The organism is Shewanella aestuarii (genome assembly GCF_014647215.1).
GTDB classification, from domain to species: Bacteria; Pseudomonadota; Gammaproteobacteria; order Enterobacterales; family Shewanellaceae; genus Shewanella; species Shewanella aestuarii.
Map to the genome: position 1 here is coordinate 35693 of NZ_BMOT01000007.1, position 26590 is coordinate 62282.

At 42.1% G+C, this 26590-nt stretch carries 24 protein-coding genes; 10 read left to right on the forward strand and 14 right to left on the reverse strand.

The genetic code is table 11. The annotated features are described in order from the left end of the window. Positions 1-49 precede the first annotated feature (49 nt). Complete coding sequence (hutU, locus tag IEY03_RS11280) at positions 50-1738, forward strand: urocanate hydratase (RefSeq protein WP_188841667.1); 1689 nt, start codon at positions 50-52, stop codon at positions 1736-1738. Further along, entirely contained in the window at positions 1738-3276 is a 1539-nt protein-coding gene (gene hutH, locus IEY03_RS11285) for a histidine ammonia-lyase (protein ID WP_188841669.1), read from the forward strand. Before hutU ends, hutH begins: the two co-directional genes overlap by 1 nt. A gap of 57 nt (positions 3277-3333) precedes the next feature. Here the strand turns inward: hutH and IEY03_RS11290 are convergent, their stop codons facing one another. Then, the gene (locus IEY03_RS11290; RefSeq protein ID WP_229778290.1) at positions 3334-3867 is read right to left on the reverse strand and encodes a TonB-dependent receptor; all 534 of its coding nucleotides are present in this window, start codon (positions 3865-3867) and stop codon (positions 3334-3336) included. Positions 3868-4073: 206 nt separating this feature from the next. On the opposite strand from IEY03_RS11290, the gene IEY03_RS11295 reads away from it, so the two are divergent. Further along, complete coding sequence (locus tag IEY03_RS11295) at positions 4074-5339, forward strand: mechanosensitive ion channel family protein (RefSeq protein ID WP_188841670.1); 1266 nt, start codon at positions 4074-4076, stop codon at positions 5337-5339. A gap of 52 nt (positions 5340-5391) precedes the next feature. Here IEY03_RS11295 and IEY03_RS11300 read toward each other — a convergent pair whose 3' ends face one another. The 5 genes from IEY03_RS11300 to IEY03_RS11320 all read right to left on the reverse strand — a co-directional run bounded on the left by IEY03_RS11300 (position 5392) and on the right by IEY03_RS11320 (position 9475). Next, the gene (locus tag IEY03_RS11300) at positions 5392-5949 is read right to left on the reverse strand and encodes a lysophospholipid acyltransferase family protein (RefSeq protein ID WP_188841672.1); all 558 of its coding nucleotides are present in this window, start codon (positions 5947-5949) and stop codon (positions 5392-5394) included. 264 nt (positions 5950-6213) lie between these two features. After that, positions 6214-6681: a DUF2489 domain-containing protein gene (locus IEY03_RS11305; protein ID WP_188841674.1), complete on the reverse strand. Its 468-nt coding sequence runs from the start codon at positions 6679-6681 to the stop codon at positions 6214-6216. Positions 6682-6748: 67 nt separating this feature from the next. After that, complete coding sequence (gene yihI, locus IEY03_RS11310; protein WP_188841676.1) at positions 6749-7303, reverse strand: Der GTPase-activating protein YihI; 555 nt, start codon at positions 7301-7303, stop codon at positions 6749-6751. Between the two features lie 54 nt (positions 7304-7357). Then, the gene (locus tag IEY03_RS11315; RefSeq protein WP_188841678.1) at positions 7358-8020 is read right to left on the reverse strand and encodes a methyltransferase domain-containing protein; all 663 of its coding nucleotides are present in this window, start codon (positions 8018-8020) and stop codon (positions 7358-7360) included. An 834-nt stretch (positions 8021-8854) separates the two neighbouring features. Further along, positions 8855-9475: a c-type cytochrome gene (locus tag IEY03_RS11320; RefSeq protein WP_188841680.1), complete on the reverse strand. Its 621-nt coding sequence runs from the start codon at positions 9473-9475 to the stop codon at positions 8855-8857. A gap of 252 nt (positions 9476-9727) precedes the next feature. Here IEY03_RS11320 and yihA point away from each other — a divergent pair, with 252 nt between their 5' ends. Beyond that, positions 9728-10384: a ribosome biogenesis GTP-binding protein YihA/YsxC gene (yihA, locus tag IEY03_RS11325; protein WP_188841682.1), complete on the forward strand. Its 657-nt coding sequence runs from the start codon at positions 9728-9730 to the stop codon at positions 10382-10384. A 729-nt stretch (positions 10385-11113) separates the two neighbouring features. After that, positions 11114-11257 carry a hypothetical protein gene (locus tag IEY03_RS11330; protein WP_188841684.1) on the forward strand — a complete coding sequence of 48 codons (144 nt, stop codon included), beginning with the start codon at positions 11114-11116 and terminating at the stop codon, positions 11255-11257. 256 nt (positions 11258-11513) lie between these two features. Here IEY03_RS11330 and polA read toward each other — a convergent pair whose 3' ends face one another. Then, positions 11514-14279: a DNA polymerase I gene (gene polA / locus IEY03_RS11335; protein WP_188841686.1), complete on the reverse strand. Its 2766-nt coding sequence runs from the start codon at positions 14277-14279 to the stop codon at positions 11514-11516. 523 nt (positions 14280-14802) lie between these two features. Here polA and elbB point away from each other — a divergent pair. Next, positions 14803-15456 (forward strand): isoprenoid biosynthesis glyoxalase ElbB, encoded by a 654-nt coding sequence (gene elbB / locus IEY03_RS11340; RefSeq protein ID WP_188841688.1) that lies wholly within the window; start codon positions 14803-14805, stop codon positions 15454-15456. A 74-nt stretch (positions 15457-15530) separates the two neighbouring features. Here elbB and glpG read toward each other — a convergent pair whose 3' ends face one another. From glpG to IEY03_RS11365, 5 genes are all read right to left on the reverse strand, one after another. Continuing rightward, positions 15531-16373 (reverse strand): rhomboid family intramembrane serine protease GlpG, encoded by an 843-nt coding sequence (glpG, locus tag IEY03_RS11345; RefSeq protein WP_188841690.1) that lies wholly within the window; start codon positions 16371-16373, stop codon positions 15531-15533. After that, complete coding sequence (glpE, locus tag IEY03_RS11350) at positions 16370-16678, reverse strand: thiosulfate sulfurtransferase GlpE (RefSeq protein ID WP_188841692.1); 309 nt, start codon at positions 16676-16678, stop codon at positions 16370-16372. Before glpE ends, glpG begins: the two co-directional genes overlap by 4 nt. Positions 16679-16786: 108 nt before the next feature. Then, on the reverse strand, positions 16787-17812 hold the full coding sequence (gene tdh, locus IEY03_RS11355; protein ID WP_188841694.1) for an L-threonine 3-dehydrogenase: 1026 nt from the start codon (positions 17810-17812) through the stop codon (positions 16787-16789). Positions 17813-17857: 45 nt separating this feature from the next. Further along, positions 17858-19051 carry a glycine C-acetyltransferase gene (locus tag IEY03_RS11360; RefSeq protein ID WP_188841696.1) on the reverse strand — a complete coding sequence of 398 codons (1194 nt, stop codon included), beginning with the start codon at positions 19049-19051 and terminating at the stop codon, positions 17858-17860. Positions 19052-19331: 280 nt separating this feature from the next. After that, complete coding sequence (locus IEY03_RS11365; RefSeq protein ID WP_188841698.1) at positions 19332-19988, reverse strand: TetR/AcrR family transcriptional regulator; 657 nt, start codon at positions 19986-19988, stop codon at positions 19332-19334. A gap of 133 nt (positions 19989-20121) precedes the next feature. Between IEY03_RS11365 and waaA the strand changes: the two genes are divergently transcribed. Then, complete coding sequence (waaA, locus tag IEY03_RS11370) at positions 20122-21387, forward strand: lipid IV(A) 3-deoxy-D-manno-octulosonic acid transferase (RefSeq protein ID WP_188841700.1); 1266 nt, start codon at positions 20122-20124, stop codon at positions 21385-21387. 5 nt (positions 21388-21392) lie between these two features. On the opposite strand, the gene IEY03_RS11375 is transcribed toward waaA, so the two are convergent. After that, entirely contained in the window at positions 21393-22127 is a 735-nt protein-coding gene (locus tag IEY03_RS11375; protein ID WP_188841702.1) for a 3-deoxy-D-manno-octulosonic acid kinase, read from the reverse strand. 102 nt (positions 22128-22229) lie between these two features. Here IEY03_RS11375 and IEY03_RS11380 point away from each other — a divergent pair, with 102 nt between their 5' ends. From IEY03_RS11380 to IEY03_RS11390, 3 genes are all read left to right on the forward strand, one after another. Beyond that, complete coding sequence (locus tag IEY03_RS11380; RefSeq protein ID WP_188841704.1) at positions 22230-23282, forward strand: glycosyltransferase family 9 protein; 1053 nt, start codon at positions 22230-22232, stop codon at positions 23280-23282. Positions 23283-23396: 114 nt separating this feature from the next. Then, a complete protein-coding gene (locus IEY03_RS11385) occupies positions 23397-24476 on the forward strand; it encodes a glycosyltransferase family 9 protein (protein ID WP_188841706.1) in 1080 nt (359 codons plus the stop codon). Beyond that, the gene (locus IEY03_RS11390; RefSeq protein WP_188841708.1) at positions 24469-25560 is read left to right on the forward strand and encodes a glycosyltransferase; all 1092 of its coding nucleotides are present in this window, start codon (positions 24469-24471) and stop codon (positions 25558-25560) included. Before IEY03_RS11385 ends, IEY03_RS11390 begins: the two co-directional genes overlap by 8 nt. Positions 25561-25576: 16 nt before the next feature. Here the strand turns inward: IEY03_RS11390 and IEY03_RS11395 are convergent, their stop codons facing one another. Continuing rightward, positions 25577-26383 (reverse strand): glycosyltransferase family 2 protein, encoded by an 807-nt coding sequence (locus IEY03_RS11395; RefSeq protein ID WP_188841710.1) that lies wholly within the window; start codon positions 26381-26383, stop codon positions 25577-25579. Between the last annotated feature and the right edge of the window lie 207 nt (positions 26384-26590).

Here is a 26590-nt window from a genome sequence, read left to right on the forward strand (position 1 = left end):
AGATAAAAACCAAAAAATAAAACAAACCGAATAGGTTGAAGAGGAAAAAATGGATAAACGACACGACCCAAGCCGACGCATTATTGCCCCTCATGGCACGACTCTAAGCTGTAAAAGCTGGTTAACTGAAGCGCCGATGCGGATGTTAATGAATAATTTACACCCAGATGTAGCCGAAAGACCTGAAGATTTAGTGGTTTATGGTGGCATTGGCAGAGCTGCCCGTGACTGGCAAAGTTATGACAAAATCATCGAAGTATTGCAGCGCCTAGAAGATGACGAAACCTTATTAGTGCAATCTGGTAAGCCAGTGGGAGTATTCCGTACCCATGCAGATGCCCCTCGGGTATTAATTGCCAACTCAAACTTAGTTCCGCATTGGGCTAATTGGGAACACTTTAACGAGTTAGATAAAAAAGGCCTGGCCATGTATGGCCAAATGACGGCGGGTTCTTGGATTTATATTGGCACCCAAGGCATTGTACAAGGCACGTACGAAACTTTCGTTTCTGTGGCAAAACAGCACTTTGATGGTGTTGCTCAAGGTAAGTGGGTGTTAACTGGTGGCTTAGGTGGCATGGGCGGTGCACAGCCATTAGCAGGAACCATGGCTGGATTCTCGGTGTTGGCGTGTGAAGTTGATGAAACACGTATCGATTTTCGCCTGCGTACTCGTTATGTTGATAAGAAAGCCAAGAGCTTAGATGAAGCTTTGGCTATGTTAGACGAGGCTAAAAAAGCGGGTAAACCTGTGTCTGTTGGTTTGCTTGGTAATGCTGCAGATGTCTTTAGTGAACTTGTTGAGCGTGGTATTACCCCTGATGTGGTGACAGATCAAACATCGGCACATGATCCATTAAATGGCTACTTACCTCAGGGCTGGACCTTAGAACATGCCGCTCAAATGCGTAAAACCGATGAGGCTGCGGTGGTAAAAGCGGCGAAAGAGTCGATGGCGGTACAGGTTAAGGCGATGCTGACCTTACAAGATAAAGGCGCAGCGACATTAGATTACGGTAACAACATTCGCCAAATGGCATTTGATGTCGGGGTCAAAAATGCGTTTGATTTCCCTGGTTTTGTGCCCGCTTATATTCGCCCATTATTCTGTGAAGGTATTGGCCCATTCCGTTGGGTCGCTTTATCTGGTGATCCCGAAGATATTTATAAAACCGATGCCAAAGTGAAAGAGCTGATACCTGATGATAAGCATCTGCATAACTGGCTGGATATGGCACGTGAACGGATTGCATTTCAGGGGCTGCCAGCGCGAATTTGTTGGGTTGGTTTAAAAGATCGCGCCCGTTTAGCGGCAGCATTTAACGAAATGGTTAAAACCGGTGAGCTATCTGCACCTGTGGTCATAGGTCGTGATCATCTTGATTCTGGCTCGGTGGCAAGTCCAAATCGCGAAACCGAGTCGATGATAGATGGCTCTGATGCGGTATCAGACTGGCCTTTATTAAATGCCTTGCTAAACACAGCTAGTGGCGCAACTTGGGTGTCACTGCACCATGGTGGCGGAGTTGGAATGGGTTTTAGCCAGCACTCTGGTGTGGTGATTGTTTGTGATGGTACAGATGCTGCGGCTAAACGTGTTGAACGTGTGTTGTGGAATGATCCAGCTACAGGTGTTATGCGTCACGCTGATGCGGGATACGATATTGCTAAAGACTGCGCTAAAGAGCAGGGTTTAGATTTACCAATGGTTTTCGCAAGTAAGACAGGGGCACAATAATGGCTAAGCATGTATTCACACTCACACCTGGTACGTTAACCCTAGCAGAGTTGCGTCAGATCAGCCGTAACTCAGTTGAGCTTAAACTTGCCGATAGTGCCATTGCTGAGATTAATCAAAGTGCAGAAATTGTCCAACAAGTATTGCGTGAAGGGCGCACGGTTTATGGCATTAATACTGGTTTTGGTTTATTAGCCAACACTAAAATTGCGCCTGATGATTTGCAACTGCTACAGCGTTCTATCGTATTGTCGCATGCTGCAGGTATGGGGCAATATATGCAAGATGCGACCGTGCGTTTAATGATGGTCTTAAAAATTAACTCCCTAAGTCGTGGTTTTTCGGGTATTCGACTAGAAGTGATTAACTTCCTCATTCAGTTAGTTAATGCTGGAGTTTATCCTTGCGTGCCAGAAAAAGGCTCTGTTGGCGCTTCGGGCGATTTAGCACCATTGGCTCATATGTGTTTACCATTACTCGGCGAAGGGGAAATGAGCTTCCAGGGTGAACTTATCAGCGCCAAAGAAGGCTTAGAAATTGCTGGATTAGTACCACTAGAACTAGCAGCAAAAGAGGGGTTGGCGTTATTAAATGGTACACAAGCATCAACAGCTTTAGCGTTAGAAGGCTTATTTAATGCTGAAGATTTGTTTGCTGCAAGTTCAGTGATTGGGGCAATGAGTGTAGAAGCGGCTATGGGGAGCCGTAGTCCATTTGATGCCCGTATCCATGCTGCGCGTGGTCAAAAGGGGCAAATTGATTCAGCTGCTATTTTCCGTCATTTATTAAGTGAACATTCAGAAATTAGCCAAAGTCATGCTAACTGTGAAAAAGTCCAAGACCCTTATTCTTTGCGTTGCCAGCCACAGGTATTGGGAGCTTGCTTGACTCAGATCCGTCACGCCGCAGAAGTCCTTAGCGTTGAAGCAAACGGTGTGACGGATAATCCGTTAGTTTTCCAGGACACCGGCGATATTATTTCTGGTGGTAACTTCCATGCAGAACCCGTGGCAATGGCTGCGGATAACTTAGCTATAGCCATTGCAGAATTGGGTTCTATTGCTGAGCGTCGCATGGCATTGTTGATTGACTCTAGTCTTTCAAAATTACCGCCGTTTTTAGTAAATAATGGCGGGGTGAATTCAGGCTTCATGATCGCACAGGTGACTGCTGCGGCTTTGGCTTCTGAAAACAAAACCTATGCTCATCCCGCATCGGTAGACAGTTTACCGACATCAGCTAACCAAGAAGATCACGTATCTATGGCAACCTTTGCTGCACGTCGTTTACGCGACATGAGTGAAAACACCCGTGGTGTGCTGGCCATTGAGATGTTAGCGGCCGCACAGGGGCTTGATTTTAGAGCACCGTTACAACCGAGTGACGCAGTGGCTAAAGCCAAAGCAGAACTAAGGGAAGTGGTGAGTTTTTATGATCAGGACCGTTTTTTTGCACCTGATATTGAAAACGCCATTGAATTATTATTGCAAGCAAACTTCAATACTTACTTGCCACTTGGGATGATCCCGAGTCGATAAATATCGCCTTACAATACAAAGGGCAGCAATGCCTTTTGTATTGTGAGTAACAGCCGTTTACATAGAAAAACCAATGCTAAAGATTGCCGCTTGAGTATAGGTATCATAACCCGCACCAATGATAATACCTTTAGATAAATCGTATCTTAGTCCTAGTTCTGCGCCCCAATTTCTGTCTCGGCTGCGCTCCCAAGTGGGTTGGCCGCCAACATTTCTTGGTGAAATGTTGTTGGTGTAATTGGTTTCATAAGTATATGCCGTTGCGCCACCGTAAAGACTGAAGTCTTGCGAAAAGCTGTAACTTACACCAAAGCGCCACATATATTCTTTCAGGTATGACTCAGCAGGTTTGGGCACTTCTATTTTAGTCTCATCACCTTTGCTATAGCCGATATAGTAACCCCAGTCACTGTATTCTGGGTCAAAATGCCTTGGTGCTATCGTCAGCCCCCACATCCCAGTTGTTGTATCTACATAGTCAACAAGTAGTGCGATTTCAGGTTTTAATCTGTCATGCTCAGCACTGGCGGCGACATTAGGCAAGCATCCCCCTAGAAAGGCAGGTAACATTAGTAGATAAAAACGTGTCATGGCATTCTCCAATTAAGCAATGCGAATATTGTTTAATCTTTCATGTAAGTGGTCAAATGATGATGTTAAAATCACTGATAAAATAGCTGCTTGTAGCCTATTTGCTGCCAATATTTGGTCGGTAAATACACTATGGGTTAATGGGTTGTAGTCATATTGTTTGACATCAAGGCCACATTATCACAATCAAACGAACAGGAATTAACGTGAATACGAATTGGCGAATTGAAGTAGCTTCTTGGCTAACTGGTATGGGCATTAATAGTCAGCCTACCGATGGCATATCAACGTCTGTCCTATTGGTTGCATGTCTGGTTATGGCAAGTATTGGCTATTTTATTGCGAGTCATTTTTTCGTCGGTGGGATAAATCGCATCATCAGACGTTCTAGTGTGACGTGGGATGATATTTTTATTCGTTTTAAAATGTTTGAACGCTTGGCCATGCTAGTACCGTTACTGATTTTAGATTTTTTATTGCCAATCGTGCTCACCGAGCATCAAGTATTAAGCCTGTTTATTGATAGAACCTTGAGCGCGTTATTAGTATTCCTGATTATTAGGGCAATATACGCGGGCTTAAATGCCGTCAATGAAATTGCTGATGTCAAAATGATAAATCGTCGTTTACCGGTAAAAAGTTTTGTTCAGTTAACTAAGTTATTTTTATTTTTTATCGGTCTGATTGTTATCATCGCGGTGTTGACGTCTCAATCACCTGTGTATTTCTTTAGTGGCCTTGGGGTTGCGACTGGTTTTGTGATGTTAGTGTTTCGCGACACTATTTTAGGGTTTGTGGCGGGTATTCAATTGGCCGCTAATCGCATGGTGAGTAAAGGTGATTGGATTCAAATGGATAAATACGGCGCCGATGGTGCCGTTGAAGATGTTACACTCACTACAGTGAAAGTGCGCAATTGGGATAACACTATTACCATGATCCCAGCGTATGCACTTGTTTCAGATGCGTTTAAAAACTGGCGTGGTATGTCTGAATCTGGCGGTCGCCGGATCAAGCGTTCAATTAACATTGATGTTAACAGTATTAAGTTTTTGAGTGATGATGAAAAAAATCGCTTATCCAAAGTGAATTATCTAAAAGCGTATTTGCCGCAAAAATTGTCTGAGATCACCGCCGCTAACCAATTGATTAGCGATCTTGAGATGCCGGTTAACGGCAGGCGACTGACCAATATAGGCACCTTCCGGATTTATCTGCAGGAATTTCTGCGCCAACATCCTAAAATTCATAAAGAAATGACTTTGATGGTGCGACAGCTTGCGCCTACAACGGAAGGTTTACCCATAGAGTTGTACATTTTCACCAACGATACCCGTTGGGCTTATTACGAAGAAATTCAAGCTGATATTTTTGACCATATCTTTGCAGTATTACCTGAGTTTGAGTTGCAAGCATTTCAAAATCCAACGGGTATTGATATGCGCGCAATCAATCGCCAATCTCATTATTAATTGGATTCATACCATAAGGGCTGCACAATGCAGCCCTTGTTTTTAGGTTGATTTACTGAGATTTTTGATAAACAGGAATGTGCTTAGCATGACGTCCTTGGATGGTGCGATAAAAATCCATTAGTTGATTCATTTCTGCTTCAATATCACCAGTAGGTTTGATAGCTGAGGTGATAATGATCTGCTTCTTTTGAAAGTCTAATCCGACAGGTACTATCTCTACTCCAGCTTGTAAGGCGATATGGTAAAATCCACTTTTCCAGCGAGTCACAGGACTACGAGTTCCTTCAGGTGCCAATGCAAGCTTGTATGTAGGATCTTGCTTAAACAACTGCACTGCAGCATCAACAAGATTGTTGTGCTTTCGGCGGTCGACAGGACTGCCGCCTAATGCACGAAAAATCCATCCCCAAGGAGGAATAAATAGTTGGTGTTTACCTAAAAAGTGGATTGGTGTGTTTAATGCTCCACGAGCTAAAATACCAATGACAAAATCCCAGTTACTGGTATGGGGTCCTACGCTGATAATACAGGAGGTATTAGGGCTAATGTGGCCGTCAAACTGCCAACCTAATCTCGCTAACAGCCAGCTACAGAATCGATTAAACATAAGTATCCTTCTATTGGCCCGTGTGGAGCCTTATTATTATCAGGTTTAAGGTAGCAAATTGGTTTCAGTTGGCAAGTAATTAAGTTTGGACTAATGCTTTACTGTAAATGGGATGGGGCTAACTGAAATAGTCAAAACAAAGTAAAAGCTTGTGTATTACAGCAAAGTGAAATTGAGCCAATTTATATCATCAGGTGTGAATTATCTAAGATATTGGCTCGGATAGAATGGTTTTCAATGAGAAAAATACAGCAGCTTATATGCTTAATGAGTAGGCACTTGTTCAAACTCGGCAATTATTTTCGCTTCCTCTAAAATCGCCTCACCTAAGTCAGCCTCAGAGCGCATTCTGGCAAAATCCAGTTTCATACGTTGCTGTTTCGGCAAGGCTTTACGTGCCTCCATTATCGGGTGTGATTCGATTAACTGGTAGTGAACAAATAGCTGGGGAAACAAAGGTGTCACTTGTTCTGTCATGGATAAAGCGTCAAATAACTTACCAATACGTACAACCCCTTCAGAAAGCTCACAGCGGTCTTCTAGCATGGCGGCAGCAATATAACGAATGTCGGTGAGCACTTTTTGGCGGTGCTCATTAGCTACGGCCTGACGCTCTGCAAGAATGCGTTGATTATTGGTTGTTTGACGCTTTAGTTTCAGCAATAACGTGGTGGCATAAGCACTCAGGGCGATGATAACAATAATGGCGATAATAATGAGGGCGGTAGACACTTAAGCTCCTTACTGAATGAGGAAATAAAACACTGGCGCATTACGCGCCAGAGAATAGTGTAAGCAATTAGTCTTTGGAGAAGTAATCGTTTAGAAGATTTTCACCTGACTCAAAACGTGCTAATAAATCATCATCGGAATCAGATTTAGCAGGTTTTTTGGTGTTTTTAGCGGGTGCAGTTTCATTTAACCCCAAACGATCCATTAAGCGCTCGATTTGGTCTAATTGTGAATCCAACCATTTTTGATCTTCGGCAGATAAATCGCGGCCTTCTTCTAACATATCAAGTAAGTTATTTAGGCGCGGATCGTCTTCTAACTTAAGCAGTTTCTGCTCATCAGTCATTTTAGGTTGCTTCGGCTTGTCTTTTTCTGCCACTTTAGGCGCTTTTACCACAGGAGTTAACACCACTGGTTTTTTACTACCATGGCGAGGATCTGTCGATTTGCCTGCATTTGAAGGGGCATTTTGCTTTAGCAATGTTTCGTTATGACGACTTCCAGATTTCTTACCTGTTTCGCCACGTTTACCTTCAGGGTTTTTACGATCGGCTTTTTTGACTCTAGGAGCAAATTTAGGGCCGTTCTCTCCGCCCTTGCGAGTTTTTTTACTGCGCGCCATGATTATCTCAGTTACTTTTTAAAACAGATCACGTCGGCGAAAAACCCACGTGCATTAAAATAGGATGCGCTTTATATCAGATCCTGATGATTTTTGCATCAAAATGAGCGCCTGCGATGCAAATAATAGCGTAAATTCGCTATTTTCGGCTAAATATTCGAAAGTTTGTTGTTGATAGAAGCTAACATGGGTGGGATTGTTTTTGTAATGCCATTTATCAAAGTGGTTTAAATCCGTTAACAGCGGTGTGCTAATCGCTAACCACCCTCCAGGTTTCACTAGTCTTGTTAGAAGCTGCCACTCTTTACTTGGGTTACGAAAATGCTCGAACACTTTATAGCTACAAACAAAATCATAGCTCTTTTGCAACACGCGGTGATCCGCAGCAAAAAAAGGATCGTATTGATTTACACTGTGACCAGATTGTTCAATTTTTTGTAAGCATTGCAGATCTAACAGCCTGCCAAAATTAAGTCCAGACAGTGCCCCAGCTTGTTGTTGGTTAATCTGCTCTAATAAAGGCATGATAAATTGTGAAAGTTGCCGCTGCTTAGCACTCTTAGGAGCACGACCATAACGTTGTTTTTCGATATTAGGCATCAAGTGCGATTTAGGGTCTGCGATGACTATGCCGCACTCTGGGCAAGTATAAAACGCGCGCTTTTTATCTTGGATAAAAAACCGAACCTGATGAGTACACAAAGGGCAGGGTATCATTAACTATTATAAGTCCCTAAAAGTAATGTGTAATTGCAGTATATAGTGATTTATTACTATTGAAAATATTCGAAATTGTTTGATTTGTTGAAAAACAGGCAAGAAAAAAGGTGGCAGTAAACTGCCACCTTAGAAAGAGTGCCTAAAGCACCTTATTCTGATTCCAAGTTTCCATACTTGCTATGCGACTTCCCGGTCGGATCCTTCTTATTTTTTCAGCTTTCCATGCAGATTAATTGTTATTGGTCATCAATGACACTTTTTTAATATCCTGTTGCCTTCCTGACTTCAGCTTCCGTAGATGGTCTTCTATGACGCATCATATTCCTAATCGTCATCAATGACGTGAGTACACAATCCATGTATCAAGTACCTTCCAGTGATATCTAGCTTCCAGCATGTGCATCCTAAGCGTTAGCTTCCTTTGCCATAATTTGAATCATTCAAATCATTTCCTGTTGGCTGTTATCTCTGTTGCGTAAGGTAGTGCTATATAGCGTATCGACCAAATGGTCTGTTCCTTACAATTTCTGACCTGGATTTCAAATGAAAATCGCGACTCTTGTTATTATTAATATCGAGCGGTCTTAAGCATATTATTATTATTAATTAACTTTATTCTTATATCTTAAATGACAATGTCCGAAATCTGTTTTTACATTATTATTTTTAGCAATAAACAGTTGGGTTCATCTCGGTACGGGGGGTATTTAACCCTAAAAGCGTGATGGCTGTCAAGTATTGTCAGTGAAAGCTTACGTAAACGTAAACTTGAGGTGAAAAATAATGGGCTAATCAAGCCCATTATTTGATGCGCATGTAAATAGTATAAAACTACTTAATGCTTGAAATGTATTTAGATAATGCTTCGATATCTGCGTCAGATAACTTTTTAGCCACATCTTGCATCATGCCGTTTAAATCGTTGTGACGATTTGTATCGCGAAACTTAGTCAGCTGGATTTTGATATAATTTGCGTGTTGACCACCTAACGCAGGGAAACCCGCAGCTTCCATACCTTTGGCATCTGGACCGTGACAGGCGACACATGATGTAATACCACGCGCCATATCACCACCTTTATAAAGTGTTTCGCCAGCAGCTGGTACTTCAGCAACATCGGCAACAACTAGGGCTTGTGATGAGTAAAATGCAGCAAGATCAGCAATATCTTGATCGCTTAAACCGATAGCCATGCTACCCATGATTGGGTCCATACGGCCTTCTTTACCACCCGTTTGCATCGCTGAGCGGAATTCTTTTAATTGCTTCTCTAAGTATGATGGGTGTTGACCCGCTAATTTAGGGTACATGTCAATCATACTGTTGCCGTCAACACCGTGACAGGCAGAACATACGAGTGCTTTAGTTTTGCCTGCTTCAGCATTACCTTCAGCCATAGCAGGTGATGACATAGCGGCTACTACAGACAGCGCAAGAGCTAACTTTTTCATGGCGTTCCAACTTCTTGTTAATTTATTGTCCTGAGCTTACTAGGATGACCCGCAAGCGTGGTAAAATAGTTTTCCAAGCTACAATTTGGCCACAAATGAGAGTTTTTACTCCTTTTGGGGCATTTTTAATCACAATGTTAAGCTTTGCTTGGGGTTATAATGTGATCTGGCTGATATTTTACACGAAAACGTGAAAAAGGCAGCACTTGAAACATAAATATGATGTTACGTAAACATTTTCTGGAGTAAACCGTGTCTGAATCTCAAATCGACTTCCGTCAAACTAAGTTTTTAATCAGTGCCCCAGATATTGCACACTTAGATGAATATCTCCCTGGCGATGTCGGTGTTGAGATTGCATTTGCTGGTCGCTCTAATGCAGGTAAATCCAGTGCATTAAATGCGTTAACTGAACAAAAAAGTTTAGCCAGAACCAGTAAAACCCCAGGTCGAACCCAGCTTATCAATGTTTTTTCATTAGATGCAGACCGTCGACTTGTTGATTTGCCTGGTTATGGTTTTGCTAAAGTACCATTAGCGTTAAAAAATAAATGGCAGCTTGCGTTGGGCGAGTATTTGCAAAAACGTGCTTGTTTAAGTGGTGTTGTGGTATTGATGGACATTCGTCATCCGCTTAAAGATCTAGATATGCAAATGATTGAATGGGCAGTGTTTAGTGAAATCCCCGTGCTAGCTTTATTGACTAAGTCTGACAAGCTTGCACAAAATGTGAAGATGAAAACAGTCAACGCCGTGCGTAAAGATTTGGCTAAATTCGGCGATTGGGTGCAAGTTGAGCCTTTTTCGTCAACTAAAGGAACAGGTAAGCCAAAAGTGTTGAGTATTTTAAATAAGTGGTGCCATCCACAATGGCTGCTTGAACAGCAAGCTCAGGATGAACAAGAGTAACCTTTAGGTTTTATTGACACTCAATTTGCATGGTTTTTTAAGCGTAATATTATGAAATATTACGCTTTTTTATTGTAGATGATTTATTTTTTCGAAAGTAACAAGCCGTATGTAATTACCGCCTGCTTTATCTGGTGGCAAATAAGCAAAAAAAAACCGATAACCATAAGATTATCGGTATAAAATTCTTTAGCTCTTTTGGGGAGAAGCTAAATTCAACAAGACTCAAGCGCCATCAACTCAATTTAATGACTCTCAATGAAGGCATCATAGCGCGATTTTATATTAAGTTAAAGTATTTACTCTAAAAATTTAGTTCCATTGTTAAATGGCTTACTATTTGACTCATATCTTCTAAAAATCCCAAAAAAAATCCAAAAAAAAGCCCCAGCAATAAATGTTGCTGAGGCGCCGAATTTGGCTAGTCACTATCGCTAGTGAAAGAAAGGTTTGAAAGATTGAACATCTTAACCTCTGTACCCTACGACAAGGATAATACCTCATTAGCCTTAAATTGAAAAACTGTTTTTCATAAAAAACGACAATTATGTGATATTAAGCACAAGATGATAGCCAGTTGGGGCAAATGACTTAAGGATATTGAGCCATTAATAATCATTTTACGCATTTGAGTACTTTGAATCCCATTCCAAAAGCAATTGAAACGTGTGACACAATAATTGGGCCTTAAATTATTGAGATAAAACTCAGACCAGTAGATGTTGTTTTTTGTTTTTTGTTGTTTGCCATAATCTGCTGATGCTGATGCTGATGCTGATGCTGATGCTGATGCTGATGCTGATGCTGATGCTGATGCTGATGCTGATGCTGATGCTGATGCTGATGCTGAGGGTTTCATGTGCTGTGATATGAAAAAGCAGCCATAAAGGCTGCTTTTATCTCAATCTGCTTTGGGTGCAGATCAAACCATGGGCTGCAAAGCACAACTTTGCAATAAATACTTGAGGATTAACTGTTTCAATATCGCTTATTAATCTTTTGGCCTATTCCTGCTTAGTGAATACTTGATAATAGTGGTATTAAACCTTGATAGGGTTAGCTATAGCAAGGCTTGTGCACCAAAGGTTCTTGACTCGAACACAATTCAACCAGCAAAGAGCCGCAGGCCCTAGTGCGCTTGATCCCAATTGTCGCCAATGCCCGCTTCTGCCAGTAAGGGGACATCTATGGTTGCGGCCTCAGCCATGAGCTGACAGATTTTTAACTTCATTGCGTCAGCTTTATCAGCATCAACTTCAAACACCAATTCATCATGCACTTGCATGATCATGGCGATCTCACCTTGAGTCTCTTGATTAATCCATGTTGCGACAGCGATCATTGCTTTTTTGATGATGTCAGCGGCCGTACCTTGCATCGGAGCGTTAATTGCCGCTCGCTCAGCAGCTTGACGACGCATTGCATTACGATCTTTTATTTCGGGCAAATATAAACGGCGACCATATAGCGTTGAAACATAACCTTGTTCGGCAGCATCAGCGCGGGTGTCTTCCATATACTTTAATACCCCAGGATAGCGAGCAAAGTAAGTGTCGATATAGGTTTGGGCTTCATTACGTGGAATGTCTAACTGCTTGGCTAAACCAAACGCCGACATGCCATAAATTAAACCAAAGTTAACGGCTTTAGCACGTCGACGTTGCTCGGTGGTCACTTCTTCAAAGTGAACGCCAAATACTTCTGCTGCCGTTGCTCTGTGAATATCCTTTCCCTCAGCAAAAGCCGTTAATAACCCTTTATCCTGTGAAAGGTGTGCCATGATGCGTAATTCAATTTGCGAGTAATCGGCTGCAAGTATTTTTCGTCCTTCAGGGGCGATAAAGGCCTGGCGAATTCTACGTCCTTCTTCTGTGCGGATTGGAATATTTTGTAAGTTTGGATCACTTGATGATAAACGACCAGTAGCTGCATTGGCCTGGTGATAGCTGGTATGAACACGTCCGGTTGTTGAGTTCACCATCAAAGGCAGTTTATCGGTATAGGTGCTTTTTAATTTTGCCAAACTACGGTGCTGGAGAATGATTTTAGGTAATGGGTAATCTAGCGCCAATTCCACTAACACATCTTCTGCTGTAGAAGGCGCCCCTTTTGGGGTTTTCTTTTTTACGGGATACTTTAATTTTTCGAAAAATATTGTTTGTAACTGCTTCGGCGATGCAAGATTGAATTTTTCTTCTGCAATCACGTAGGCGTCTTGTTCAAGCTTATCGAGCTTTTGAGCTAATTCATCACTTTGTTGGCTTAACAACATAGAGTCGATATAAACACCTTGGCGCTCGATATCTGATAACACTTGAATTAACGGTAACTCTAGCTCGTTAAATACACTTGCTAGTTGCGTTTCCTTTTCCACTCTTGGCCATAAGTGTTGGTGCAATCTTAGGGTGATATCTGCATCTTCTGCGGCATACGGCGCGGCTATTTCTACAGGTATTTGGTTAAAGGTAATTTGTTTAGCACCTTTGCCGGCAATGTCTTCAAAGCTGATATTCTTGTGGCCTAAATATTTAAGGGCTAAACCATCCATATCATGGCGCGATGCTACCGAGTTAAACACATATGACTCTAGCATTGTGTCGTAACGCACGCCTTGAAGCTTGATGCCAGCGTTGGCAAGAATGCTGATATCATATTTAAGATTTTGGCCTACCTTTTGCGGTTTTGTACCTTCAAGAATTGGTCGCAGCTTTTCTAGTGCAGCGGCTTTATCAAGTTGCTGCGGTACGCCAACGTAATCATGGCTTAACGGCAAATAGGCTGCTTTACCAGCTTCGATAGCAAATGAAATCCCAACTAACTCAGCATCCATATAATTTAAACTGGTGGTTTCAGTGTCTACCGAGATTAATTCTGCTTGAGATAATGCGTTAATCCATTGGTCAAGTTGTGCATGGGTTAAAATGGTTTGATAGTCTGTTTCAATCACTTCATTTTTTACGGTTTCTTCATCGGTTTCGATGGTGTCTGAAGTTGAAGAACTGCCTTGTGATTTGTTATCTAAAATTTCAGCTAACCAACGCTTGAATTCCATTTCACCGTAACAGCTAATTAATTCATCACGGTTTTGCGGTTTAATATCGAGTTGATGCCAATCCTGTTCAAGCTCAACATCGGTTTTGATTGTGGCGAGCTCATAAGATAGCTTTAGCATATCGGCATTTTCGATGATCTTGGCTGGCATGGTTTTTGAGCCTCTAAAGCCAACGTCAACAACAGAGTGAGGATCGGCAAGTAACTTCTCAACGCTGCCTACGCCAGTTAGCATCGCCAATGCCGTTTTTTCACCCACACCGGGTAAACCTGGAATGTTATCGGCTTTGTCGCCCATTAGAGCTAAGAAGTCGATAATTAATTCAGGACCGACTCCAAATTTAGTTTTTACCTCTTCGGGACCCATGATTGTGTCTGTCATGGTATTGATTAGCGTGACATGTTCGTCCACTAACTGGGCCATATCTTTATCACCAGTACTGATTAATGTTGCCCGACCTTCTTTACTGGCTTGACGAGAAATAGTGCCAATCACATCATCCGCTTCCACACCTTCAATGCTGATTAGTGGTAAACCTAGTGCGCGAATAATGCGGTGCAATGGCTCGATTTGGCTGCGTAAATCGTCAGGCATCGGTGGACGCTGGGCTTTATATTCGCTGTACATATCATTACGAAATGTTTTGCCCTTGGCATCAAATACCACAGCAATATGAGTGGGCTCATATCGGGTCAGTAAACTGCGCAGCATATTCACTACGCCGTAAACCGCTCCTGTCGCTTCTCCCTTTGAATTGGTTAAGTGGGGAGGCGCATAGTAAGCGCGATAAAGATAAGATGAACCATCGACCAAAATAAGCGGATTATGAGCAACTGTAGGCATAATATGAGTTCGTTTCTGCTGTGTTGAAAAGAATATACTGGATGTGAATATAGCACGAAATAGGCTGAGAATGTTTGAACGTTGTGAGTAACTTATCGCAAGCTTAGCGGCTTTAAAAAATTCCCAATACAAATAGTCACAGCCTGTGGATAAGTCTGTGAGTCATTTTATTCAAATAACAGGATAGTTTTAAATACGACTAGAATTGAAAAACTTAACTTGTTGATTTATAGGTTGTATTTTAATTTTTGTGAGCAAGATATAAGTTTGATAAATTACTCATATTATGTGGACTTTTTTATTTAACTGAGTTAGTCCCTTTAACGGCTAGCCGTTCAGTCAAGATATTTTTGAAGTTTTTATCGCTATCAGATACATTCATTTGGCAGTTACAATTATCTTGAAACTTCGCACTGTATTTTTTTCAGTTAGCTAAGTTAGCACGTTTTTTAATCAGATCAAGTGTTTTGTTGAGTATTTGTTATAAAATACTTTAATCAATTTTAAATGGAAGAAACTGACTATGAAAAGCATCGCAGTATTACTGAGCGGTTGTGGGGTATTTGATGGTACTGAAGTGCATGAAGCCGTTTTAACCCTACTGGCTTTAGCGCGCGCAGGTGTTAAATATCAGTGCTTCGCCCCTAACATTGAACAAATGCATGTGGTTAATCATTTAACGGGTGAGGTGGCTAACGATGAAAAACGAAACGTCTTAGTTGAGTCCGCTAGAATTGCCCGTGGTGAAGTGTTAAATGCCGTCAGTTTAGACATTACCCAGTTTGATGCCTTGATTGTGCCTGGGGGGTTTGGGGCCGCGAAAAATTTATCAAACTTTGCTACCAATGGCAGTGACTGTAGTATTTCGCCGATTGTTGAAACCTTTTTACGTGAATTTGCGCTGGCAAATAAACCTGTTGGCTATATGTGTATTGCGCCAATGATGTTACCGCTTATTTATCCAAATGCTAAAGGCACTATAGGTACGGACAGCGAGACAGGCCATATATTCAATGAGATGGGCGGTAAGCACTTTAGTGCCAGTGTTGTCGATATTGTGGTAGATGAGAACAACAAAGTGGTTACCACTCCAGCTTATATGTTGGCAAATAATATTGCCGAGGCTAATGAAGGTATTGAAAAGCTGGTTAATAAAGTGATTGAGATGATTGATTAACCTAAAACGAACCCGTTTAATAAGCTTAAAAATGAAAAAACTACCTAAAGGTGGTTTTTTCACCAAGGCGTTTTTTAAGTTGGGGATGGTTTGCGGCTATCAAATAAAGCTTGAGCTAAACCTACCAGTAAACCACCAACATGTGCTCCATTCGCAATCGGCATTCCGAGCAAATCAGTGAACCCAAGAACTAACCACACCATCATAAAGCCCATATAAGATGGTGGTAAACCAATGCCACACTTGGGGTTGCGCACTCCCATTAGCCAGGTGTACCCAACAACGGCATAAACAACGCCAGACAGGCCACCAAAATTAGGACCAGTTATCAAAAATTGTACGATATTGGGCAATGTTCCCGCCATCAAGAGTAAAAACAGTAATGGTCGCGAGCCTAAACGGGTTTCAATTTTTCCACCTAAATACCACCACCACAGCAAATTAAATATAATATGCATGGCAGAAAAGTGCATTAATGAGGGAGTAAATACGCGCCAAACGTCACAGACATTACTACTTGGCACCGCACCAGCAAAAGATAACGCGCTAAAAAGGGTATTAGCCATGCCTAAATTCATTAAGGCGTACACAAGGACACAGATAAAAAAGGTGACTAATGTTAACGGGCCCGCAGCGGTAATAAATTGCTGAACGAGTCCTAGAGTGCCCGAGCCATAATCAAATTTTGTCTGTGTATTACCATTATCCCACGAGGCTTGAAGATACTTTTCATCGTGAGGATGCTGCACAAATTGAGCGAATTCATTACGGGCTTTAGCTTCATGCTGTGGCTCAACTAACATAATGGCCACACCATGAGGGTGAGGCTCAATATAACTCTCAATACCTAATCCTGTTAGGTAATCCACAAAAGCTTGTGCGGTGCGAGCATATGGTAGCAGGCCAATTTCTATCATGCGTGAGCAAGGCTCCATGCCGAAAAACCGCCGTCTAGACTGTAAACATCGTCAAATCCTTGTTCGATAAGATAGTTTGCGGCGCCTTGGCTGCTCACACCGTGGTAGCACACTACAACGAGTGGTTTATCCATGTCGGCAGCAGCGATAAACTGGGCGATATTTTCATTGGTTAAATTGGTTGAACCTTGAATGTGTGCAGTGCTAAACGAGGCGCCATCACGGATATCAACTATCTGTACATCATTTGAATCTGTAGTCATATGGATAAGTTCGTTGATAGATAAATGCTTGAAAGTTGACATATGGCACCTTAAAGAAATAGAGAATAGGTAAAGAGTTAGGCTGATTATGTAATAAGGGGTTGTATTGATACAACCCCTTATTGGTATGGTTATTAGCTTAGGTGTTGCTTAGTCCCAATTTAAAATAACTTTACCTGATTGGCCTGAGAGCATGGCATCAAAACCTTGTTGGAAGTCATCGACACTGAAGTGGTGAGTGATGATTGGTGATAAGTCCAATCCTGACTGAATTAAGCTGGCCATTTTGTACCAGGTTTCAAACATCTCACGGCCATAAATACCTTTGATGATTAATCCTTTGAAAATGACTTTGCTCCAATCGATAGCCATATCTCCACCTGGAATACCTAGCATGGCAATTTTACCGCCGTGATTCATGGTATCTAGCATAGAGTGGAATGCAGATGGCACGCCTGACATTTCTAATCCGACATCAAAACCTTCGGTCATGCCTAACTCTTTCATGACATCTTTTAAATTTTCTTTGGCAACGTTTACAGCACGAGATACGCCCATTTTGCGAGCCAAATCTAAACGGTATTCGTTAACGTCGGTAATCACTACATGGCGAGCACCCACATGTTTACATACAGCCGCTGCCATAATGCCGATTGGACCAGCGCCTGTAATTAATACATCTTCACCAACTAAATCAAATGATAATGCGGTATGCACTGCGTTACCAAAGGGATCAAAAATAGCGGCTAATTCATCAGGGATGTCAGCAGGAATTTTAAACGCATTAAATGCCGGCAGTACTAGATATTCTGCGAATGCACCATCACGGTTTACACCCACGCCAGATGTGTTACGGCATAAATGGGTGCGACCGCCGCGACAATTACGGCAGTAACCACAGGTAATATGCCCTTCGCCAGAAACGCGATCACCAATGCTAAAACCACGCACTTCTTGTCCAATACCGACAACTTCACCAACGTATTCATGTCCTGCAATCATAGGAACAGGAATGGTTTTTTGTGCCCATTCATCCCAGTTGTAGATATGTACGTCAGTGCCACAAATTGCCGTTTTACGAATTTTGATTAATAAATCGTTGTGACCCACTTCCGGTTTTGGTGCATCCACCATCCAGATGCCTTCTTCAGGCTTTAACTTACTTAATGCTTTCATCTTAATAACCTATTGTTCCCGAACCTAGGTTTACTTGATCTGAGATCAAATAATACCCATTTCTTTACCTATGCGGGTAAAGGCACCGATAGCATGATCGAGTTGTTCACGGGTATGTGCCGCTGACATTTGCGTACGAATACGCGCTTGTCCTTTAGGTACTACCGGGAATGAGAAACCAATCACGTAAATATTTTCTGCTAATAACTTGTTGGCAAAATCACTGGCAAGCTTCGCATCACCAAGCATTACCGGAATAATTGCGTGATCAGCACCACCTAATGTAAACCCTGCTTCGGTCATTTTTTCACGGAAGTATCGGCTATTTTCCCATACGGCTTCGCGAAGAGCCTGGCCTGTTTTAAGCATTTCAAGAACACGAATCGACGCGCTAACAATTGAAGGAGCTAATGAGTTTGAAAATAAATAAGGACGTGAACGCTGACGTAACCATTCAACCACTTCTTTTTTCGCTGCAGTAAATCCACCGGATGCGCCACCTAATGCTTTGCCTAAGGTACCTGTGATAATGTCTACTCTATCCATCACTTCGCAATATTCGTGGGTACCACGGCCATTTTGACCAATAAAACCGACAGCATGTGAATCATCAACCATCACCAAAGCACCGTATTTATCGGCTAAATCACATACGCCTTTAAGGTTGGCAATGACACCATCCATAGAGAAAACGCCATCGGTAGCAATCAAAATATTGCGTGCACCTGCGTCTTTAGCGGCTTGTAACTGAACTTCTAAATCGGCCATGTCGTTATTAGCATAACGGAAGCGTTTAGCTTTACATAAACGCACCCCATCAATAATTGAGGCATGGTTTAGCGCGTCAGAAACGATCGCGTCTTCAGCATCTAATAACGTTTCGAATAAACCCGCGTTGGCATCAAAACAAGAAGAATACAAAATAGTATCTTCCATGCCTAAAAACTCGCTAAGACTTGCTTCGAGTTGTTTATGAATATCTTGAGTACCACAGATAAAACGCACTGAGGCCATACCAAAACCATGGCTATTTAAGCCTTCTTGTGCAGCCATAATTAACTCAGGGTGGTTAGCTAGCCCAAGATAGTTGTTGGCGCAAAAGTTGATAACTTTAGCGTGGTTAACTTCAATGGCAGTTTGTTGCGCAGAGGCAATAATACGTTCACTTTTATATAAACCGTCTGCTTTAACGTCGACGATTTGTTGATTGATGCGGTCGTAGAAAGAGGTTGAGGCCACCTGTTTTCTCCTAGATATTGGTTATTATGCTAATCCAATCCGCACAGTAACAGTTATCTACGCGGGGACTGGTAGTTGGAGTTGATGGCATTCTAACCTGTATTTTTGTTGTCCCACAGTGTTTTTTATAGTCACAAATGCAACATGAACAAGATTAGGGCAATCGACGCTTTCAAGTTAGAAAATCTAATGAGTATTATGAAATAATTGTGAACAATAACACCATTAACCCGCTTACAAGTGTAGCGGGTTAGCGTAAAAAAGGTGAGTGAGTATTTATTTATGCAGCGACGTTGCGTTCCTGGCTCGCCATATTCCGATAGTGTTGCTCTAATCGCTCAAAAGTAGCAATTGACGATGGCGTTGAATACGCTTTAAAAATCATCATTACGCGCAACAAACCGTCGTAAAGAGTGGCTTTGGTAATAGTGCTGATGCTGGTTTGAGTTAACTGATAACTGATCCAAAAACTGACCATCATTTTAATTGTGTCAGCTAAGTCGACTATGCGTGCATCATCAACCTCTAAAATACCGTCTTTTTTCAGCTTGCGTAACACATCACTAGACCGATTTAAGACTTGTTGTTGCGCATGAAGGTAGCGCTTTTTAAGGGCTTCATCTCGGCTAAGAATATCGGCTAAATTGGCGTACATAAAGCGGAACTGCCATAAGGTGTAAAACATGGCATCGAAGTAGCCAATCAGTAGGTCGACGTTAATAGGCACATCATCATAGGGCTTAAATCCAGACTCTAAATGACTTTCATATAAGCTAAATATGGAGTTAATAATGTCTTCTTTATTGCGAAAGTGATAATACAAGTTACCCGGGCTGATACCTAAGTGAGCTGCAATATGATTGGTTGTGGTGGCTCGTTCGCCATGTTCATTAAACAGCTCAAGGCTTGCAAAAACAATTTTATCGCGGGTTTTCATGCGGTTTCCAAATTCAACAAAAGTCATTTACGCGTTCAGCGACATGATAATCGAGCGTCCATATCCCTATGAATTATGATTATGTTAACATTGTGTTTATCTGACAAGTAAAAATCTCAAAAGTAGTCAATTAATGTCCCGAATTCTGTATTCCATTTTTTTATATCTCCTATTTCCATTGGTTGTGATTTATTTTGGTGTGCGTGCCTACAAGAGCCAAGATTATCGCAGTCGTTGGAATGAACGCTTTGGATTGTGCAAATGGAGTCAAACCGATGTTATCTTTCATTGTGTCTCCATGGGCGAAACCCTAGCCGCAGTGCCTTTAATTAAAAAGTTGATGGCCACTTACCCGGATTATCGATTTACCATTACCACCACAAGCCCAACAGGTTCTAATGAGGTGATTAAAGCTTTTGGTGATAGCGTGCAGCATTGCTATTTGCCTTTAGATTTTTCTTACGCCGTGAAACGTTTTTTACGTCAAACCCAGCCCAAAATGCTTATCATCATGGAAACCGAATTGTGGCCAAACTTATTGTATTTTGCCGATAAACAACGGGTGCAATTGGTGCTAGCCAATGCACGCCTTTCGGCAAAATCAGCGCAAAAATATCAAGATAAAGCATGGTTAACTCAGCCGATGCTTAAACGATTAACTGTCCTTGCTGTGCAAACGCAAACAGAGGCTGACCGTTTTGCAGCATTAGGTATTGCACCAGAAAAAATACAGGTTTGTGGTAGTGTAAAGTTTGATTTGAGCGTTGATCCGCTAAAACAGCAGCAAGCGCTATCACTCAGGCAACAATGGCAGCGCGCAGATGCGCCTGTTTGGGTTGCAGGCAGTGTTCATCCGGGCGAGTTTGATGCCATGCTGAATGTGCATAAGCAAATTTTAGCAATATATCCTAATGCATTATTGATTATGGCTCCGCGCCATCCTGAGCAGTTTAACTTGGCGGCGATTACTGTTACTCAATCGGGATTACAGCTAGCGCGTCGCAGCATGAATGACGAAGTGAATCAACACACTCAGGTTTTACTCGGCGATACTATGGGAGAGCTAGTTATGCTGTATGGCGCAGCAGATCAAGCTTTTGTTGGAGGCACCTTAATTGATAATGGTGGTCATAACCCTTTAGAACCCGCGGCGATGGGGCTAACTGTGACTGTAGGGCCTAGTCACTGGGATTTTGCTGAAATTACCGCATTGCTTGAACATGCGGGAGGGCTAAAAGTGGTTGCTAATGCAGATGCATTAGCGACTACCTTATTGCATTATTTTGATGATAGCGCAGCCTACCGACTGGCGGTTAAAGCTGCAACCAATGTCGTCGAGCAGAACCGCGGTGCCTTAGAAAAGCAGTACCAACTTATTGCGCAGCGTTTAAAAGAGTAACCCTATTACAGGTTAATGGGGTTAAGTGTTTGATACCCATTGAGTAATTGCTGCCAGTTTTGACTATTGAATTGTAAAGCTGCAAGCTTTGTTTGTTCTTTATTAAATGAGCGCAGCAACCTTTGCAAGTTAGCCTGTTGCCACTTGGCGTGCGGTGATTTTATTTCACCGCGGTCAAAATCAATCAAATAAAATTGCTCATCAGTGATCAGAATGTTTTTTGCGTTAAGATCGGCATGGTACACACCTCTGAGATGAAATTTAGCAATGGTCTCGCCTAACTTATACCAAAGCGTGTTATCCATAGTGTGGTGCGCTAAATGTGCCACCAGATCTTTGGCACCACTAACCCGCTCAATAATGATATCGGCTCGATACCATAAACCAAAGCGTTCAATTTTGGCCGCGATAGGATTAGGTACCGCAAAGCCTTCTTGGTAAAGCTGGGCTAATAAAGCCAATTCAGCATAAGCGCGAGTCCGGCTTAATCCTGTATAAAGATAGGCATCGCGGCTAAACTTCTCCATCAACCCACCACGCCAATAATGGCGTAAAACCCATTGTTGATGTCGGTGCTCAGCGCTAGTTTGCACAAACCAAGTGGTATAACGTCCCTTTGATTGACCTACAACGGCATTTTGGCTTTGCCAATATTCAACCGTGAAGCTATCGGCAGTTAATTGTTTGGCCGATGGTGGGCACCAAGCGATGACGCCATTGGAGATAAATTTTACCTGCATGAATACTTGATAACCCTGCTAGATCAAAAACACATTATACCTTAAGATCGCAGACTTGCATTCACTGGCAACGTAGCTTGCTTAACCTAATGTTGGATACCGATGACGTTTGACCCTAAGAACATGAAATCCTTATGCCTTTTAAGGTTGTCTGCCATTGGGGACGTGTGCCATGCCGTGGCTATGGTTCAGGCTATTCAGCGTGAATATCCTCAGTTACCCATTACCTGGGTGATAGGTAAAGTTGAATACCAGTTACTAAAACATCTGCCAGGGATTACTTTTGTTATTTTCGATAAATCAAAAGGCTGGCGAAGTTATACCGCTTTGCGCAAAGCATTGGCTGGGCAAAATTTTGATGTGTTACTGCATATGCAGGTAGCATTAAGGGCAACAATCGCCTCATTAATGATTAAGGCTAAAGTGCGCATTGGTTTTGATAAAAAACGCGCCAAAGAAGGCCAGTGGTTAGTAACAAACCATGCCATTTCTGCGCAGGAAAAACCCCATGTTTTAGATGGTTTTATGGGTTTTGCCAAACGTATTGGCGTGAAGGATATTACCCCTCGTTGGCATATTCCGGTACCACAAGCTGACCAGGATTATGCTCAAGCAATGATCGCCGATAACGAAAACGTTTTAGTTATCTGTCCTGCAGCCAGTAAAGCTGAGCGTAATTGGTTACCTGAACGGTATGCTGCAATGGCTGAGCACGCCGTACTTAAGGGATACCGTGTGATCTTGTGTGGTGGACCTAGTGAGTTAGAGCGCAATTTAGCGGCAAGTATTATTGAACATGCACAATGTAATATTGATAATATTATAGGTAAAACCACCTTAACCCAGCTACTTGCGGTATTAAAGCGCGCAAAAATTGTCGTGGCTCCTGATACTGGCCCCTTGCATATGGCAGTTACCCAGGGCACTGCCGTGATTGGCTTGTATGCTCACTCTAACCCTGGCAGAACCGGCCCCTATTTTTATCGTGAAAACACCGTCAGTGTTTACCCGCAAGCGATAGCTCCGCAAGTTCAGGGTGATATTCCTTGGGGAAAAAGGGCAAAAGGGGAAAATTTAATGGAAATGATAGCGCTAGATAGCGTTATTCAAGCGTTCGATCGCATTTCATCTTCAGCATATAAATGGTATAAATAGCCTCTTCGTTTGTTTATCTTAGTGCATTAATACTCGCTTTATGGATGAGTATCGAGTTGTGTTAATTATGGAAAATTGTAATTGCCTACTTTATGTAGCAATGGGAAATGTTTAATGCCAAAAGCGCCTGTAATTTTGTTTGTGCCAGTTTCTTCAGAAGAAGGAATTGGGGAATATATGCGCTCAAAAATTGTGGCTGATGCAATTGTTGCGCGCTGGCCAGATGCCCATATTGAGTTTGTGCTAAACAGTTTTGCACCGTATGCCAATGCTTGCCCTTATCCCGCTCACTTAGTCAATGACACACCGACAAAGCGTATCAAAGAAGTTAATCAACTTGTCACGCGTCTTAAACCAGATTTAGTTATTTTTGATGCTGCGGGGAGAAAAGCACAATTAAAACATGCGTATAACTGTGGTGCTAAAGTGGTTTTTGTCAGTCAGCATAGACGCAAGCGTGCTCGCGGAATGAAAATTGAGCGAGCTTTAGTGACCCATAGTCACTGGGTGGTACAGCCTGAATTTGTTATCGGTGACATTACCGCATTTGATAAATTTAAACTCAACCTTATCAAGCGACCTTTACCTATTTTTACCGGTTCTATTTTTGCTAAGCCTGATCAACAACGTTTGCAGCAATTACAAACACACTATGGCATTAAGCCTGGGCAGTATTTAGTGTATAGCTCGGGATCAGGAGGCCATAAAGTGGGAGGCGATTATGCTGCTGATATTTTTGCTCACACCGCAGCCAATGTTTTCAAGCTAACCGGTATACCCAGTTTAATGGTTTTTGGGCCTAACTATCCTAAAGCGTTACCTGAAATGGAAGGCGTGATTGCGATCCCGGCATTATCGAGCATCGACTTTATCAGTTTACTGAGTCAAGCTCAGGCGGCGGTGCTCAGTGGTGGTGATACGCTATTACAGGCGATTGCCTTAAATATCCCCACGCTTGCGGTTGCAGTATCAAAGGATCAACCCAGCCGAATCAAACAGTGTGTCCAGCATCAATTAGTGTTGGGCTGCGATATCAATGTAAAAGATATGAGCCTCACGGCAAGCTTATTAGTCGACGTCGGAACTAGACAAAAACTGATTGATGAAATGCAGCAACAGGGTGATGCTGAGGGGTTGGATATTTGCATGGCTGAGATCACTCGTTTATTAGGCGAGACAGTTAACAATGTCTAAAAGAATTGCACTGGCCATTGATAGTTTGGCGGGTGGTGGCGCTGAAAAAATTGTTCTCACGCTTGCCCGCGAATTTAAACGCCTAGGACATGAGCCGCATATTTTAGTGTTAAGCCCGCATTGTGATTACGCTTTGCCTGCTGATATTCCGGTGCACTTTTGTTTTGATAAAGGCCAACGTCATATTGATGGGCTGTTGACACAACATCTAGCGGTGAAAAAGGTTAAACAATGGATAGCCAGTTTATCGAGCCTGTTAGGAGCGTTTGATGTTTTTTTCTCCAACCTAGATAGAACAAATTTATTATTGACCAAAGCTCAAGTACAGCCACTGTATTGCGTTATTCACAATGCCATTGAAGAAGAGCTCAAGCGTGAGTTAAAACTCGGACCTTTGGCATATTTGGCAATGTGGCGCGCAAAAAAAGCATTAAATCACCAGCAGTTAATTACAGTGTCAAAAGGCATTGAAAACGACATTATCCAGCGAAAGCGTATTCAACCAGCATCGATTCAAACCATATATAACCCGTTCGATATTGATGCTATTCGTCACAGTGCTGAATTACCGAATATTGAGATCCCAGACGGAGATTACATTATTCATGTGGGCCGGGTGGCCAAGCAAAAGCGCCACGATGTGCTTTTAAGTGCATTTGCTAAGATGCAGACTCAATTACCCTTAGTCTTGTTATGTAATAAGCCTCGTAAAGCTTTGGCGTTAGCCAAAAAATACGGCGTTGCAGACAGGGTAATTTGTCCAGGATTTCAGGATAATCCATTTCCGTGGATTAAAAATGCGCGTTTATTAGTATTAAGCTCTGATTATGAAGGCTTTGGCAATGTCATTATGGAAAGCTTGATCTGTAATACACCAGTTGTCAGTACCGATTGTCCGTTCGGCCCCAATGAAATACTCACCCAGGCCTTTGCGCAGTTTTTAGTGCCTAGGCGTGAGCCTGCTACTTTAGCGGATAAAATGGAACAAGCATTAGTGGCTTATCCTCCTATTGGTGACACAGACATATTCAGAAAGATTGATATTGAATATAGCGCCACTCAGTACTTAAAACTGATTCCCTAACTCATTTCAAGTCAGCTTATTTTTGCACAAACTCATTCAGACCTAAGGTGCAGGCAATGCTTTTACTCATCTGAATATGTTTGAGTCGCTTTTCATTTCGACCGAGATTTTTTCGGCAGTTTTCTTGGTGGGCTAAATGATAGGCTACAGCATAAAACTTCGCTGTTTTACGACGCCTGCCTAAATTGATAAGGCGTTGAGCAAACTCTTGGTCTTCTGGTCCCCAGCCTTCAAATTCTGCATTAAAGCCATTAATATCAATAGCATCTTGTCGCCAAAAAGCCATGTTACACCCATGAATACCTGTTATTGAATCAGGCGATTTCATGCTAAGCTTTTTATGCAACCATAAACATCGAATGCTGAGTTCTCTGCCACGCGTTATACCTTGGCTAAAAAATGATAGTGGTTTTGAGGTTGTTTTGTGAGTCTGTAAAAGTTGCTCGCTAAGAGGGTAACCCAGTTTGACCCTTTTCCCGGTAACGAAATAACCCGGTTGAGCAATCTTAAGATGATCGGCGATAAAATGTTTATCTAGTACCATGTCACCATCGATTAAAATAAGGTAGTCATGACTCGCTAAGGCAATGGCTTTGTTTCGACTACGGGAGAGTCTGAAACCTATATCTTCTTGCCAGCTATGAATTATTGGTATTGAAAACTGAGGACGCAATAAGGCAATTAATATGGCGGTTTCTTCAGTTGAACCATCATCGGCAATGATAATTTCATCGGGCAAGTGTTGCTGGGTTAATACGCTAAGTAATACGGTTTTTAATGCAGCAGTCCAATTATAAGTCGTTATGATTAAGGTTGTTTTCATGTTTAAACTGGCTCGTTTTTGGGTACTGTGTGCAGAATAATTTGTTTTAATGATTTGGCAATTTTTTCACCATTTAGGGTTAATAGGCTGTTGCTCGATGCCTTTTTTATGTTCAAAAGTGAATAAAATTCGTTAAAAAGTAGCTTAAATGTTGTGCAAATAACAGGCTGCGACAAAGAGGCTGAACGCTGCTTTAACGTGCAAGTT

Bases quoted from the DNA above. Each gene is read 5' to 3' on its own strand.
- hutU (WP_188841667.1), top strand. From the start codon at position 50: ATGGATAAACGACACGACCCAAGCCGACGCATTATTGCCCCTCATGGC.
- hutH (WP_188841669.1), top strand. From the start codon at position 1,738: ATGGCTAAGCATGTATTCACACTCACACCTGGTACGTTAACCCTAGCA.
- IEY03_RS11290 (WP_229778290.1), bottom strand. From the start codon at position 3,867: ATGACACGTTTTTATCTACTAATGTTACCTGCCTTTCTAGGGGGATGC.
- IEY03_RS11300 (WP_188841672.1), bottom strand. From the start codon at position 5,949: ATGTTTAATCGATTCTGTAGCTGGCTGTTAGCGAGATTAGGTTGGCAG.
- yihI (WP_188841676.1), bottom strand. From the start codon at position 7,303: ATGGCGCGCAGTAAAAAAACTCGCAAGGGCGGAGAGAACGGCCCTAAA.
- IEY03_RS11315 (WP_188841678.1), bottom strand. From the start codon at position 8,020: ATGATACCCTGCCCTTTGTGTACTCATCAGGTTCGGTTTTTTATCCAA.
- IEY03_RS11320 (WP_188841680.1), bottom strand. From the start codon at position 9,475: ATGAAAAAGTTAGCTCTTGCGCTGTCTGTAGTAGCCGCTATGTCATCA.
- polA (WP_188841686.1), bottom strand. From the start codon at position 14,279: ATGCCTACAGTTGCTCATAATCCGCTTATTTTGGTCGATGGTTCATCT.
- elbB (WP_188841688.1), top strand. From the start codon at position 14,803: ATGAAAAGCATCGCAGTATTACTGAGCGGTTGTGGGGTATTTGATGGT.
- glpG (WP_188841690.1), bottom strand. From the start codon at position 16,373: ATGATAGAAATTGGCCTGCTACCATATGCTCGCACCGCACAAGCTTTT.
- glpE (WP_188841692.1), bottom strand. From the start codon at position 16,678: ATGTCAACTTTCAAGCATTTATCTATCAACGAACTTATCCATATGACT.
- tdh (WP_188841694.1), bottom strand. From the start codon at position 17,812: ATGAAAGCATTAAGTAAGTTAAAGCCTGAAGAAGGCATCTGGATGGTG.
- IEY03_RS11365 (WP_188841698.1), bottom strand. From the start codon at position 19,988: ATGAAAACCCGCGATAAAATTGTTTTTGCAAGCCTTGAGCTGTTTAAT.
- waaA (WP_188841700.1), top strand. From the start codon at position 20,122: ATGTCCCGAATTCTGTATTCCATTTTTTTATATCTCCTATTTCCATTG.
- IEY03_RS11375 (WP_188841702.1), bottom strand. From the start codon at position 22,127: ATGCAGGTAAAATTTATCTCCAATGGCGTCATCGCTTGGTGCCCACCA.
- IEY03_RS11380 (WP_188841704.1), top strand. From the start codon at position 22,230: ATGACGTTTGACCCTAAGAACATGAAATCCTTATGCCTTTTAAGGTTG.
- IEY03_RS11385 (WP_188841706.1), top strand. From the start codon at position 23,397: ATGCCAAAAGCGCCTGTAATTTTGTTTGTGCCAGTTTCTTCAGAAGAA.
- IEY03_RS11390 (WP_188841708.1), top strand. From the start codon at position 24,469: ATGTCTAAAAGAATTGCACTGGCCATTGATAGTTTGGCGGGTGGTGGC.
- IEY03_RS11395 (WP_188841710.1), bottom strand. From the start codon at position 26,383: ATGAAAACAACCTTAATCATAACGACTTATAATTGGACTGCTGCATTA.